General features: G+C 38.3%; 14 protein-coding genes and 1 other annotated feature. All 14 genes read right to left on the bottom strand.

Features of this window, described 5'->3' with window-relative positions:
• Window positions 1-21: 21 nt before the first annotated feature.
• Window positions 22-444, bottom strand: coding sequence for a 30S ribosomal protein S12 (gene rpsL / locus ACFFIX_RS22640; RefSeq protein ID WP_378938087.1), 423 nt, complete (start codon window positions 442-444; stop codon window positions 22-24).
• Between the two features lie 113 nt (window positions 445-557).
• The gene (locus ACFFIX_RS22635; protein ID WP_378938086.1) at window positions 558-806 is read right to left on the bottom strand and encodes a 50S ribosomal protein L7ae-like protein; all 249 of its coding nucleotides are present in this window, start codon (window positions 804-806) and stop codon (window positions 558-560) included.
• A 123-nt stretch (window positions 807-929) separates the two neighbouring features.
• Window positions 930-4529 carry a DNA-directed RNA polymerase subunit beta' gene (rpoC, locus tag ACFFIX_RS22630; RefSeq protein WP_378938084.1) on the bottom strand — a complete coding sequence of 1200 codons (3600 nt, stop codon included), beginning with the start codon at window positions 4527-4529 and terminating at the stop codon, window positions 930-932.
• Window positions 4530-4591: 62 nt separating this feature from the next.
• On the bottom strand, window positions 4592-8170 hold the full coding sequence (gene rpoB / locus ACFFIX_RS22625; RefSeq protein ID WP_378938082.1) for a DNA-directed RNA polymerase subunit beta: 3579 nt from the start codon (window positions 8168-8170) through the stop codon (window positions 4592-4594).
• 346 nt (window positions 8171-8516) lie between these two features.
• On the bottom strand, window positions 8517-9116 hold the full coding sequence (locus ACFFIX_RS22620) for a class I SAM-dependent methyltransferase (protein ID WP_378938080.1): 600 nt from the start codon (window positions 9114-9116) through the stop codon (window positions 8517-8519).
• A gap of 166 nt (window positions 9117-9282) precedes the next feature.
• Window positions 9283-9645, bottom strand: a complete 363-nt coding sequence (gene rplL, locus ACFFIX_RS22615; protein WP_378938078.1) for a 50S ribosomal protein L7/L12 — start codon at window positions 9643-9645, stop codon at window positions 9283-9285.
• A 59-nt stretch (window positions 9646-9704) separates the two neighbouring features.
• A complete protein-coding gene (gene rplJ / locus ACFFIX_RS22610; RefSeq protein ID WP_378938076.1) occupies window positions 9705-10205 on the bottom strand; it encodes a 50S ribosomal protein L10 in 501 nt (166 codons plus the stop codon).
• Window positions 10206-10259: 54 nt separating this feature from the next.
• Window positions 10260-10400 (bottom strand) — a sequence feature (ribosomal protein L10 leader region).
• A gap of 49 nt (window positions 10401-10449) precedes the next feature.
• Window positions 10450-11148: a 50S ribosomal protein L1 gene (rplA, locus tag ACFFIX_RS22605; RefSeq protein ID WP_446686116.1), complete on the bottom strand. Its 699-nt coding sequence runs from the start codon at window positions 11146-11148 to the stop codon at window positions 10450-10452.
• A gap of 97 nt (window positions 11149-11245) precedes the next feature.
• Entirely contained in the window at window positions 11246-11671 is a 426-nt protein-coding gene (rplK, locus tag ACFFIX_RS22600; protein WP_378938072.1) for a 50S ribosomal protein L11, read from the bottom strand.
• Between the two features lie 176 nt (window positions 11672-11847).
• A complete protein-coding gene (gene nusG / locus ACFFIX_RS22595) occupies window positions 11848-12381 on the bottom strand; it encodes a transcription termination/antitermination protein NusG (protein ID WP_378938070.1) in 534 nt (177 codons plus the stop codon).
• Window positions 12382-12554: 173 nt separating this feature from the next.
• On the bottom strand, window positions 12555-12737 hold the full coding sequence (secE, locus tag ACFFIX_RS22590) for a preprotein translocase subunit SecE (protein WP_378938068.1): 183 nt from the start codon (window positions 12735-12737) through the stop codon (window positions 12555-12557).
• 62 nt (window positions 12738-12799) lie between these two features.
• The gene (gene rpmG, locus ACFFIX_RS22585; RefSeq protein ID WP_378938066.1) at window positions 12800-12946 is read right to left on the bottom strand and encodes a 50S ribosomal protein L33; all 147 of its coding nucleotides are present in this window, start codon (window positions 12944-12946) and stop codon (window positions 12800-12802) included.
• 144 nt (window positions 12947-13090) lie between these two features.
• Window positions 13091-13747 (bottom strand): RNA polymerase sporulation sigma factor SigH, encoded by a 657-nt coding sequence (gene sigH, locus ACFFIX_RS22580; RefSeq protein WP_378938064.1) that lies wholly within the window; start codon window positions 13745-13747, stop codon window positions 13091-13093.
• Window positions 13748-13814: 67 nt separating this feature from the next.
• Complete coding sequence (locus ACFFIX_RS22575; protein WP_378938062.1) at window positions 13815-14324, bottom strand: NYN domain-containing protein; 510 nt, start codon at window positions 14322-14324, stop codon at window positions 13815-13817.
• Between the last annotated feature and the right edge of the window lie 5 nt (window positions 14325-14329).

The following is a 14329-nucleotide window of genomic DNA, read 5'->3' as shown; positions in this document are numbered from 1 at the left end:
ATCATCAAATGATTAATTGATTTATTTTTTTGCTGCTTTTGGTCTTTTTGTTCCGTATTTAGAACGACCTTGTCTGCGGTTTTCAACACCAGCAGTGTCAAGTGCACCACGAACAATGTGATAACGTACTCCAGGTAAATCTTTTACTCGACCACCACGGATTAGTACTACACTATGTTCTTGTAAGTTATGTCCGATTCCTGGAATGTAAGCTGTTACCTCAATTCCGTTAGTTAAACGAACACGAGCATATTTACGAAGCGCCGAGTTCGGTTTCTTTGGCGTCATCGTACCTACACGAGTACATACACCGCGTTTTTGTGGTGAAGACACGTTTGTTTGCTCTTTTTTGAAGCTGTTATAACCTTTGTTTAATGCAGGTGATGTTGATTTTACAACTTTACTTACGCGACCTTTGCGCACTAATTGGTTAATTGTAGGCATTGTTTTGTCCTCCTTTCATGATGTTTTTAATACCACACATCCAGGTGGTTCATTTTTTTGGCAAAAACAAAGTTTTTGCATCGAAAGACAGTCCCGTGTGCAAAAACAGGTTTTTACTGGATTATAGCTACAGCCGCAGCTCCTACTTCTATTCCACAAGCTTTACCAAGCTTTTTCATAGAAGAAACTTTTGTCAAAGGGATTTGATTACTTTCAGCAGTCTGAATAACTTTAATCGTTATTCTTGGATCCGCATCTTCAGCAATTACCATTTCTTTAACTTCATTGTTTAATAGAGCTTTAACTGATTGCTTTGTACCAACGATAATTTTATGTGCCTGTGATACTTTTTCATAAGACATAGAAATACATCCTCCAAAGTAACAGGTTAAGACCAGCGCACCTAGAATATATTATCATTGGAAGAGATGGATGTCAACTATACGTTGTAAATAATTCTTATCCATCCATCTCTTCATTAAACTTTATTCTACTGTGACTGTTTCTTCTTTTGGTTTAATTTTAGTAATCGGTTGTGCTTGACGATATCTTGGCATACCAGTTCCAGCAGGAACTAACTTACCAATAATTACGTTCTCTTTAAGACCGAGAAGCTCATCACGTTTTCCTTTAATTGCAGCATCTGTTAAGACACGCGTTGTTTCTTGGAAAGAAGCAGCAGATAGGAATGAATCTGTTTCCAATGATGCTTTTGTAATTCCAAGTAGAACAGGACGACCCGTTGCAGGACGTTCTCCTTTTAACAACACTTTTTCGTTTGCATCCGTAAACTGATGTACATCAAGTAGTGTTCCAGGTAGAACATCTGTGTCTCCTGCATCCATTACTCTTACTTTACGTAGCATTTGACGAACCATTACTTCTACGTGTTTATCGCCAATTTCTACCCCTTGCATACGGTATACTTTTTGAACTTCACGTAGTAAGTATTCTTGAACAGCTGTTAAATCCTTTACTTTTAATAATTCTTTTGGATCAATTGAACCCTCAGTCAACACTTGACCATTTTCAACTTTTTCACCCAAAACTACTTTTAAGCGTGCGTTGAATGGGGCGGTGTATGTGCGAGATTCCACTGTTCCTTGAATCACAACTTCTTGCTGTCTCTCTTTTACATCATTAATTTCTGATACTACACCATCTATTTCAGAGATCGTTGCTTGACCTTTAGGATTTCTCGCTTCAAATAACTCTTGAATACGCGGTAAACCTTGGGTTATATCGTCTCCTGCAACTCCACCTGTATGGAAGGTACGCATCGTTAACTGTGTACCTGGCTCACCGATTGATTGGGCTGCGATAATTCCTACTGCTTCTCCAACCTCAACCTCAGTTCCGGTAGCTAAGTTACGACCATAACATTTCTTACACACACCGTGTCTCGTATTACAAGTAAAGGCAGAACGAATCCAAACTTCTTGAATTCCAGCTTCGACAATTTCTTCAGCAAGATCTTCAGTAATTAAATCATTTTCTCTAAGAATGACACTACCTGTTTTAGGATGGACAAGTTTCTTACGAGCATGTCTACCGATAAGGCGTTCATCAAGTTTTTCAATGATTTCTGTACCGTCTTTGATTGAAACTGCGAGAATTCCTCGGTCAGTTCCACAATCTTCGTCCCTGATAATTACATCTTGGGCAACATCAACTAGACGGCGTGTTAGGTATCCTGAGTCAGCTGTTTTTAGTGCTGTATCCGCAAGACCTTTTCGAGCACCATGAGTCGAGATAAAGTATTCTAGTACAGTTAATCCTTCTCGGAAACTAGATTTAATTGGTAACTCAATGATACGTCCAGCCGGATTGGCCATTAGTCCACGCATACCTGCTAGCTGTGTGAAGTTAGATGCGTTACCACGGGCACCTGAATCACTCATCATGAAGATTGGATTACGTTTATCTAGTGACTCCATCAGTTTCCCTTGAATCGTATCTTTCGCAGCACTCCAGATAGAGATTACGCGTTCATAACGTTCATCATCTGTAATTAATCCGCGTCTGAATTGTTTTAAAACGTTATCAACTTTTGCTTGCGCTTCTCCAACGATTTCTTCTTTTTCTTTTAAAACGAGAATGTCAGCAACGCCAACTGTGATTCCAGCTTTTGTTGAATATTTAAAGCCGAGATTTTTCATTCTGTCTAGCATTTTTGAAGTTTCAGTTATATGGGACTTCTTAAATACTTCCGCAATGACTTTTCCTAGAATTCCTTTTTTGAAAGGAGAAATAGGTTCTTGTTGCTTAATGTATTCTTTCGCATTAACCGTTGGTTCAATAAAGTATCGCTCTGGTGTTTTCTCTTCAATGTTTTGTCTAGTAGGCTCGTTCATGTATGGGAATGAGCTTGGAAGAATTTCATTAAAAATCAACTTACCAATCGTTGTAACAAGCAACATCTTGTTTTGCTTTTCGGTAAACCTTGCGTTGTTAAGAGAACCTGCATGCACAGCAACACGAGTGTGTAAATGAACATATCCATTTTGATAAGCAAGAAGGGCTTCGTTTGTATCTTTGAAGATCATCCCTTCACCAATCGAACCTTCGCGCTCTACTGTTAAGTAGTAATTACCTAGTACCATATCCTGTGACGGGGTAACAACTGGTTTTCCATCTTTAGGATTCAAGATGTTTTGAGCTGCCAGCATTAGAATACGAGCTTCTGCTTGTGCTTCTGATGATAAAGGAACGTGAACAGCCATTTGGTCACCGTCAAAGTCAGCGTTGTATGCTGTACATACGAGTGGATGAAGACGAATTGCACGTCCATCTACTAGAGTTGGCTCAAACGCTTGAATTCCTAGTCGATGAAGAGTCGGTGCACGGTTAAGTAAAACTGGGTGTTCTTTAATAACTGATTCTAAAACATCCCAAACTTCCGGATGCACGCGCTCTATCTTACGTTTTGCACTTTTTATGTTATGAGCTAATCCTTTTTCAACTAACTCTTTCATAACGAATGGCTTGAAAAGCTCAAGGGCCATTTCTTTTGGTAATCCACATTGATACATTTGTAGGTTTGGTCCTACAACAATTACAGAACGACCTGAATAGTCAACACGTTTACCCAAAAGGTTTTGACGGAAACGTCCTTGTTTCCCTTTTAACATATGTGAAAGTGACTTTAATGGACGATTACCAGGACCTGTGACAGGTCTACCTCGACGTCCATTATCGATTAAAGCATCAACAGCTTCTTGTAGCATACGCTTTTCGTTTTGAACGATAATACTTGGTGCACCTAAGTCCAATAAACGCTTTAAACGGTTATTACGGTTAATTACACGTCTGTATAAGTCATTCAAATCAGATGTTGCAAAACGGCCACCATCTAATTGTACCATTGGTCGTAGTTCAGGCGGGATTACTGGTAGTACATCAAGGATCATCCATGATGGATTGTTGCCTGAGTGACGAAACGCTTCAAGTACTTCGAGTCTTTTGATTGCTCTCGTTCTACGTTGACCTTGAGAAGTTTTTAATTCTTCTTTCAATCCCTCAACATCTTTATCTAAATCGATATCTTGCAGAAGTTTTTTGATCGCTTCTGCACCCATTGATGCTTGGAATGTGTTTCCGTATTTTTCACGGTATGCACGGTATTCTTTTTCAGAAAGAAGCTGTTTCTTTTCAAGAGGCGTATCGCCCGTATCCGTTGTTACATAAGAAGCGAAATAAATAATTTCTTCCAATGCACGTGGTGACATATCCAATACTAATCCCATTCGACTTGGTATTCCTTTGAAATACCAGATATGAGAGACAGGGGCAGCTAGCTCAATATGCCCCATACGCTCACGACGCACTTTAGCGCGCGTGACTTCTACGCCACAACGATCACAAACGACACCTTTATAACGTACTCGTTTGTATTTTCCACAATGACATTCCCAGTCTTTTTGAGGACCGAAAATACGTTCACAGAACAAACCATCTTTTTCCGGCTTTAACGTACGATAGTTAATCGTTTCTGGTTTCTTAACTTCACCAAATGACCAAGAACGGATTTTATCAGGTGATGCAAGACCGATGTTCATATATTCAAAGTTATTTACATCTAGCAAGGGGCCTACCTCCCTATTCTTCTTCAGGTTTTACCCTTATTGCTTAACATTTGCTACAGCTACTATTCTTTTACGACAGCGTCCTTTTCTTTTACAATGCTTGCAGACTCTGCCGTATCTTTTTCATTTATAGAAAGACCTTCTGCTTGACTAGTATCTTCGTCATCTTCCGTGTCACGCAATTCAATTTCCTTTTCGTCACCCGATAGAATCTTAACATCCATACCTAAGCTTTGAAGCTCTTTAATTAATACTTTAAATGATTCTGGAACGCCTGGTTCTGGTAAGTTCTCACCTTTTACAATCGCTTCGTATGTTTTAACACGACCCACAACATCATCGGATTTAACTGTGAGAATTTCTTGTAGTGTATAGGCAGCACCATAAGCTTCAAGTGCCCATACTTCCATCTCACCAAAACGTTGTCCACCGAACTGTGCTTTACCACCGAGTGGTTGTTGTGTAACAAGAGAATACGGTCCAGTTGAACGAGCATGAAGTTTATCATCAACCATGTGAGCGAGTTTAATCATATACATAATTCCGACTGATACCCTGTTATCAAATGGTTCTCCTGAACGTCCATCATATAAGACTGTCTTGGCATCTCTAGCCATTCCTGCTTCTGCTAAAGTAGACCATACATCTTCTTCACGTGCTCCATCAAATACTGGTGATGCAACATGTATACCTAGTTTACGTGCAGCCATTCCGAGATGTAACTCTAATACCTGACCAATGTTCATACGTGAAGGAACTCCTAATGGGTTTAACATGATGTCAACCGGTGTTCCATCTGGCATGAACGGCATATCTTCTTCAGGTAGGATGCGAGAGATAACCCCTTTGTTACCATGTCGTCCAGCCATTTTATCTCCTTCAGAAATTTTACGTTTCTGAACAATATAAGCACGAACTAATTGGTTAACACCAGGTGGTAATTCGTCGCCATCTTCGCGATTAAACACTTTAACATCAAGTACGATTCCCCCACCACCATGTGGAACTCTTAGTGATGTATCACGAACTTCACGGGCTTTTTCACCGAAGATTGCGTGTAACAAACGTTCCTCTGCAGTCAGTTCTGTAACTCCCTTAGGCGTTACCTTACCTACTAACAAATCACCGTCTTTTACTTCAGCACCTACTCGAACAATACCACGATCATCTAAGTTTCGAAGCGCGTCTTCTCCAACGTTTGGAATATCACGCGTGATTTCTTCAGGTCCTAGTTTTGTATCACGTGACTCTGATTCATATTCCTCAATGTGAATAGAGGTATAAACGTCATCTTTTACAAGACGTTCACTCATGATAATAGCATCCTCGTAGTTGTAACCATCCCATGTCATGAAAGCAACCATTACATTACGTCCTAATGCAAGCTCTCCTTTTTCCATGGAAGGTCCATCTGCTAAAATCTCACCCTTTACTACCTCATCGCCAACACTAACAATTGGACGTTGATTATAGCAAGTTCCTTGGTTAGAACGGATGAACTTCATCATATTGTATTTATCAAGATTTCCTTTAACTTGCTGGCCGTCCACTTCTTCGTAACGACGAACCCAAACATTCTTCGCTTCAACACGTTCTACAATTCCTGGTTGTTTACAGATGACTGCTGCCCCTGAATCTTTTGCAGATACATATTCCATACCTGTACCTACAATCGGTGATTCCGGTTGCATAAGTGGCACAGCTTGACGTTGCATATTCGCACCCATAAGTGCACGGTTGGAGTCATCATTTTCCAAGAAAGGTATACACGCTGTTGCAGCAGAAACAACTTGTTTAGGGGATACATCCATGTAATCCACACGATCTCGAACGACTACCGTATTTTCACCACGGAAACGAGCAACGATGTCATTATCAAGGAATGAACCATCTTCACCAAGTTTTGCATTCGCTTGCGCTACAACATAATTATCTTCTTCATCGGCAGTTAGGTAATCAATGCGCGTTGTTACTTTTCCTGTTTCAGGATCAACTCGACGGTAAGGCGTTTCAATGAATCCAAAACGATTTACTTTTGCGTAAGATGACAATGAGTTGATAAGACCAATATTCGGTCCCTCAGGCGTTTCAATCGGACACATACGACCATAGTGAGAGTAATGAACGTCACGGACTTCAAATCCTGCACGTTCACGCGTTAGTCCACCGGGTCCTAAAGCAGATAAACGACGCTTATGAGTAAGCTCAGCAAGAGGATTTGTCTGATCCATGAATTGAGATAATTGTGAACTACCAAAGAACTCTTTGATAGATGCAATGACTGGACGAATGTTAATCAATTGCTGCGGTGTAATCGTCGCAGTATCTTGAATGGACATCCTTTCACGAACTACACGTTCCATTCTTGAAAGTCCAATTCTGAACTGGTTTTGTAACAACTCACCTACAGAACGTAAACGACGATTTCCAAGATGATCAATGTCATCTGTGTCGCCTACTCCATGTAGAAGATTAAAGAAGTAACTAATGGAAGACAGGATATCTGCAGCAGTGATATTTTTTACTTTTTCGCCGACGTAAGCATTACCTAATACATTAATAATCTTTTCACCTTCAGGATCATTTGGAGCAAAGATTTTAATAGATTGTAGGATAATCTCTTGCTTTACTACTCCACCTGATGGGTTTTGTGTTTTAAAACCTACTCCACTCTCAAGGTTTGGAATAATACGATCCAATGTTCTTCTATCAATCAACGTTCCTTTTTCAGCAATAATCTCACCTGTTTCAGGATCCACTAATGTTTCAGCTAAACGTTGGTTGAACAATCGATTTTTAATATGAAGTTTCTTGTTGATTTTATAGCGACCAACACTAGCTAAATCATATCGCTTTGGATCAAAAAACCTTGTATCTAATAGATTTTTCGCATTCTCAACGGTTGGTGGCTCTCCTGGTCTTAAACGCTCATAGATTTCCAGTAAAGCTTTTTCACTGCCTTCTGTATTGTCTTTATCGAGTGTGTTCTGCAAATATTCATTTTCACCTAATAAGTCGGTGATTTCTTGATCAGAACCAAACCCAAGAGCACGCAAAAGAACCGTAACTGGCAATTTACGAGTACGATCAATACGAACATATACGACATCCTTCGCATCTGTTTCGTATTCTAACCAGGCTCCACGGTTTGGAATAACAGTCGCAGTAAAGCCTCTTTTTCCGTTTTTATCAACTTTACCACTGTAATATACACTTGGTGAGCGCACTAGTTGTGAAACAATGACACGTTCAGCACCATTGATTACAAATGTACCTGTTTCTGTCATTAAAGGAAAATCACCCATAAAGACATCCTGATCCTTCACTTCACCAGTTTCCTTGTTAATTAAACGTACCTTTACACGAAGTGGTGCAGAATAGGTTACATCTCTTTCCTTTGTTTCTTCTACAGAGTATTTTGGATCACCCAAGCTGTAATCGATAAATTCTAGCGAAAGGTTACCTGTGAAATCCTCAATAGGAGAAATGTCTTGGAACATTTCTCTCAAGCCCTCATCAAGAAACCACTGATAAGAGGATGATTGAATTTCGATAAGATTTGGTAATTCTAATACTTCACTAATACGTGCATAACTTCTGCGTTGGCGGTGTCGTCCATACTGAACTAGTTGACCTGTCAACTGATTCACCCCTCAAATCTAGCGTAATAGATCTTACAATGTACTTAAATTACACTCAAAACATAGACAGACGAATAAGAGAATACAAAATTGATTCTCTTAGATCCCAACATCTACTATATATATGAATTTCTGCCAATTATGTATGGTATAATCATGGTACAATGTAAGGGAAAAACAAAAAGAAAAAGGGTTTCTTCATAGAAAAACCACATTTCACAAACGAACTATTGATTTTATAAGTCTTTCCAATATTTCTAAATTTATACATATTTCCTATAAAATTAGATAGTTATGGAAATTATATATTGGCATTTTATAATGTTAACATAGCTAGAAAATTGAGTCAATATTTTTTAGCTTTAATAATATAATAGCCTTTCTTCTTTGTAACAACTTCCACCTCTTGAAAAAATTCATTCAATTTCTCAATTGCCGAGGGCGCACCTTGCTTTTTCTGTATAACAATCCATAACTCCCCGTAGTCAGTCAATCTATTGTAGCTCTCTTCAAAAATCTCATGGACTACTTTTTTTCCTGCACGAATCGGTGGATTAGTTAAAATAGCTGCGAATTTATTAGACTTTACATTGGTGAATTGATCACTTTGATAAACAATAACATTCGATATCTTATTGAGAGTCGCATTACTATTTGCAAGTTCAACCGCTCTCTCGTTGATATCAATCATTTCTATTTGTCTATCTGAATCTTTAGCAATTGTTAAACCGATTGGTCCATACCCACAACCAACGTCAAGAACGTCTCCAGACGTTTCCGGCATGACAAAGCTCTCAATTAATAATTGCGACCCGTAATCAACTTCATTTTTTGAAAATACACCGCGGTCACTTTGAAATGTGAAGGAATGACCTTTCAATTCATAGGTCCAAGTTTTTCGGTTGCTTTGAACATTTGGTTTTTGCGAGTAATAATGATCGGTCATATAAGAACCTCCCTATCATAGGAGTATAGGATATAAATGATAAATTCATACAAAAAATTTTATAGTGAATACTTGAGATTTCACTATAAAAAAACCAATAAAAACTAAAACGCAGAAAAAAGCTCGCTATAACAAATACAGCGAGCTTTCATGTTTAAAAAATTAATTACTTAACCTCTACAGAAGCGCCTACTTCTTCAAGTTTAGCTTTTACTGCTTCAGCTTCGTCTTTAGCAATAGCTTCTTTTACAGCTTTAGGTGTGTTATCTACTACTTCTTTAGCTTCTTTTAAGCCAAGACCAGTGATTTCACGTACAGCTTTGATAACTTTGATTTTTTGAGCGCCCGCAGCTGTAAGTATTACATCAAATTCAGTTTGCTCTTCAGCAACTTCAGCACCAGCGCCACCCATCATAGCTACAGGAGCTGCAGCAGTTACACCAAACTCTTCTTCAATTGCTTTAACTAAGTCGTTTAATTCTAAAACAGTCATTTCTTTAACTGCCTCAATGATTTGTTCTTTAGTCATTGTATTGTTCCTCCTTATTATCCTATTATTTTAGTAATGCGTTTGTTAGACAAAGTGAATTATGCACCTTGTTCTTCTTTTTGTTCTGCAACTGCTTTTGTAGCAAGAGCAAGATTGCGAATTGGAGCTTGAAGTACGCTAAGCAACATAGAGAGTAAACCTTCTCTTGATGGAAGTTCAGCAAGAGCTTTAATTTCCTCAACTGTTGCAACGTTGCCTTCGACAACACCCGCTTTGATTTCTAATGCTTCATGTTTTTTTGCGAAGTCATTAAGAATTTTAGCTGGAGCTACTACATCATCGTTACTGAATGCAATTGCATTTGGTCCTGTGAGTGCTTCGTCTAAACCAGAAAGTTCAGCTTGTTCTGCAGCACGGCGAGTCATTGTGTTTTTATACACTTTGAATTCGATGCCTGCATCACGTAAGCTCTTACGTAATTCTGTTAGCTCAGCAACTTTTAGTCCACGGTAATCTACAATGATTGTAGATTTGCTATCGCGGAATTTTGTAGAAATTTCTTCTACGACCTGTTTCTTTTGATCAATAGCGCTGCTCATCGTTACACCTCCTGAAATTTCGATGTGTACACTAGTACCGTTCGTGTGTAGGCGCGTATAAATGAAAGACCTCCACGTTAGACATGGAGGTCGTATATACATAAGCACGTAAGCTTATTTGCGTAAATACACCTAGGTAGGATATTAAGCTCAATTTTGAGCTCCTACTGTCTACGGTATAGCGAATTATAAAGTTGTCATGCAACCTAAATTATTATATATAAACTTTTTTATAAAGTCAATATTATTTTGCTGAGAAGCTTGAAGTGTCAACTTTTACGCCAGGTCCCATAGTAGAGGTAGCTGCAACACTTCTCATGTAAGTTCCTTTTGCAGCAGCAGGCTTAGCTTTAAGAAGAGTTTCGAAAATAGTTGTGAAATTCTCTACTAACTTGCTATCTTCAAATGAAACTTTACCGATCGGCACGTGAATAATTCCAGCTTTATCTAAGCGGTATTCAACTTTACCAGCCTTGATTTCGTTGACTGCTTTTGTTACGTCAAATGTTACAGTTCCTGTTTTAGGGTTTGGCATTAAACCTTTTGGTCCTAATACGCGACCAAGCTTACCAACTTCACCCATCATATCAGGTGTCGCAACGATTACATCAAACTCAAACCAACCTTGTTGAATTTTAGTAATGTAATCAGCATCTCCAACGTAATCAGCACCAGCAGCTTCTGCTTCTTTTACCTTTTCACCTTTTGCAAAAACTAATACACGTTGAGTTTTACCAGTTCCGTTCGGAAGTACAACTGCACCACGGATTTGTTGGTCTGCCTTCTTAGGATCTACTCCTAGACGAAAAGCAACTTCAACCGTTGCATCAAATTTAACAACGCTTGTTTTCTTTACTAAATCGATCGCTTCTCCAACTGCGTAAACTTTTGTACGATCTACTAATTTACTAGCTTCAGCGTACTTTTTACCTTTTTTAGCCATGTTTATTTCCTCCTTAGTGGTTTTAGCGGAATAACCTCCCACGAATAAAGGTTGCGAAAACTCGCAACCCTAAACACAATCCTTGACTAATCAAAAATTAGTCTTCAATAACAATACCCATGCTACGTGCAGTACCTTCAACCATACGCATAGCCGCTTCAACACTTGCTGCATTTAAATCCGGCATTTTTGTTTCAGCGATTTCACGTACTTTGTCACGCTTCACTGTCGCTACTTTATTACGATTTGGTTCACCAGAACCTGACTCAATACCAGCTGCTACTTTAAGTAATACTGCAGCAGGTGGAGTTTTAGTAATAAATGTAAATGAACGGTCTTCAAATACCGTAATTTCAACTGGAATAATTAAACCAGCTTGATCAGCTGTACGAGCATTAAACTCTTTACAGAATCCCATGATATTAACACCAGCTTGACCTAATGCAGGTCCAACCGGCGGTGCAGGGTTTGCTTTCCCAGCAGGAATTTGTAGTTTTACAAGCTTAATTACTTTTTTAGCCACGAGACACACCTCCTTAAGTCCGTGATGTGGTAATTGGGTTAAAAAACCCTCCCACTCATTAACTCATTCTTTTATATGAATGATAAAAAAAATCAAGTTTTTAGCCTCAACTAGTTGAGACATACTGACTTATGACATATTATCACTTTTCGACTTCTATTTCAAGTTCTTTTAAATTATAATTTAGAAACTTGCGCAAAATCCAATTCGACTGGTGTTTCACGTCCGAACATATTCACAAGTACTTTGACTTTGCTCTTATCGCGATCGATTTCTTCTATAGAACCAGTAAAGTTTGCAAATGGTCCTTCTGAAACTTTGACTGTCTCTTTTAATTCGAAGTCGATTTCGATTTTTCGCTCATCCATACCCATGCGTTTTAGGATAAAATCTATTTCCTCCTGAAGTAATGGTGTTGGTTTTGAACCATGACCAGCAGAACCTACAAATCCTGTAACACCAGGAGTATTGCGGACTACATACCAAGAGTCGTCTGTCATAACAATTTCCACTAGTACATAACCTGGGAAAACTTTTTTCATTGAAACTTTCTTTTTACCGTTCTTAAAATCTGTTTCTTCTTCTTCAGGTACGACTACTCTGAAAATCTTATCTTGCATGCCCATTGATTCAACACGCTTTTCAAGATTTGCTTTGACTTTGTTTTCGTAACCGGAATACGTGTGTACCACATACCAATTCTTTTCCATCTTTAGCAGGACAACTTGTCCTTCCCTCCCCATTTAAAAATCACTTTTTTTACTTTGGGTTTTCAATAAACTCTGTAACGTAACTCGTATTTTTTTAAACAATGAAAAAACCCGCTAAACGGGTTTTGCAGACAAAGATTCATATCTTCTATTATAGCACGGTTAAGCCATTGTTATTCAAGGATAAATCGAATTATAGAAGAAATTCCTAAATCAACAACCACAAAGAACAATGCCGCAAATACAACTGTTGTAACAACAGTAATTGTATAGCGAGTAAGTTCTTTTCCTTTTGGCCAACTAACCTTTTTCATTTCACGAGCGACATCTCGGAAAAATTTAACTAAACGTTGCATGTAAGCTACCTCCAAGAGAAATAGGAAAACCTTGACTTAGAATAAATAGTAAACAATAAGTGCTATTTCGTTTCACGGTGGTTTGTATGCGAATTACACGTTTTACAGAACTTCTTAACTTCGAGTCGTTCGATGTCTGCCGTATTCTTCATTGTTGTGTAGTTCCGACTTCCACAGTTTGTACAAGCCATCGTTACTTTATTTCGCATGTTTCACCTGCCGTTACGGTTTGATTCCCTAAAACTGTATCATAGTGCTGTTTTTTCGTCAATAAACGTTAAAAAGTGATGATTTGAACGTAGTATCTGTTGTGACTTTCTGCTAGTTTGTCTTTTTAAAGAGAGCGATAATCATTATAAACTAATTTCTCTGAGTTCTAAGTATCTCTCAAGCTTTCTCTTTACTCTCTGAAGAGCATTATCAATTGATTTCACATGCCTGTTTAACTCTTCTGAAATTTCTTGGTATGAGCGGCCATCTAAGTATAAAACTAGTACCTTACGTTCTAGATCACTTAATAGCTCACCCATCTTTACTTCAATATCATCGAATTCCTCTTGGTTAATAATTAATTCTTCTGGATTCATTACCTTTGTGCCAGAAATAACATCCATCAGAGTACGATCCGACTCTTCATCGTAAATTGGCTTGTCCAAAGAAACATAAGAATTAAGTGGAATGTGCTTTTGGCGAGTTGCAGTTTTAATTGCGGTTATTATTTGGCGGGTAATACATAATTCAGCAAATGCTTTGAATGAAGTAAGCTTGTCCTCTTTGAAGTCACGAATGGATTTGTATAAACCGATCATTCCTTCTTGAATAATATCTTCTCTATCAGCGCCAATTAAAAAATAAGATCTTGCTTTCGCACGAACAAAATTACGATACTTGGTAATTAAAAAATCGAGCGCATCACTGTCCCCTTGATGAACCATTTCAATGATCTGTTCATCCTGGAGTGTTAGAAAATCTTCTTTGTTGAGTTTCCCCTTGTTGAAATGTGAGTTCACGCCGATCCCCCCGACCGCACACAAGATAACATTAGTATACTTTATTTATTTTGTAAGCGTCAACCATCTATAGGTCGCCTCTTCTCATTTTTTCAAGTTTTTCCATAACATCATTTGGAAAAAGTATTTTCGATGAAGGGCGGTTATCTTCAATTTTTTTCACTCTTTTTTTTATGCGGCCTTCTATTGATGCCATCTCGTTTAATAGTTCTCTAGCAGACTTCCTTAAAGCACCTTGACCGAAGATTGCCCATTGCTCTGTAAAGTCGGAGGTGGCAACATGAACCTGTGTTTTTATATTATTTAAAGTTTTTGCAAGTTTCTCAATACGTTCGTCTGCTGTTTCATTCTCTCGAGTGAAAATGACTTCAACACGATACCTTTTTTGTTTGTTTTCAATTCCTTTAACAAGGTGCGCATCGAAGACGATAATAACACGGTAACCAGTGTATGCCTGGTATTCCGCCATTTTTTCAATCAACAAATTTCTAGCTTCAGCTAAATTACTCTTTTTCAATATTTGTAAATCAGGCCATGCGCCTATAATGTTATATCCATCAACTAAAAGGATATCCATTTTCC

The organism is Metabacillus herbersteinensis, from assembly GCF_042433335.1.
Classification (GTDB): domain Bacteria; phylum Bacillota; class Bacilli; order Bacillales; family Bacillaceae; genus Metabacillus; species Metabacillus herbersteinensis.
Note: the sequence above shows the minus strand (reverse complement) of the source record. Positions and strands in the feature narration are given on the sequence as shown.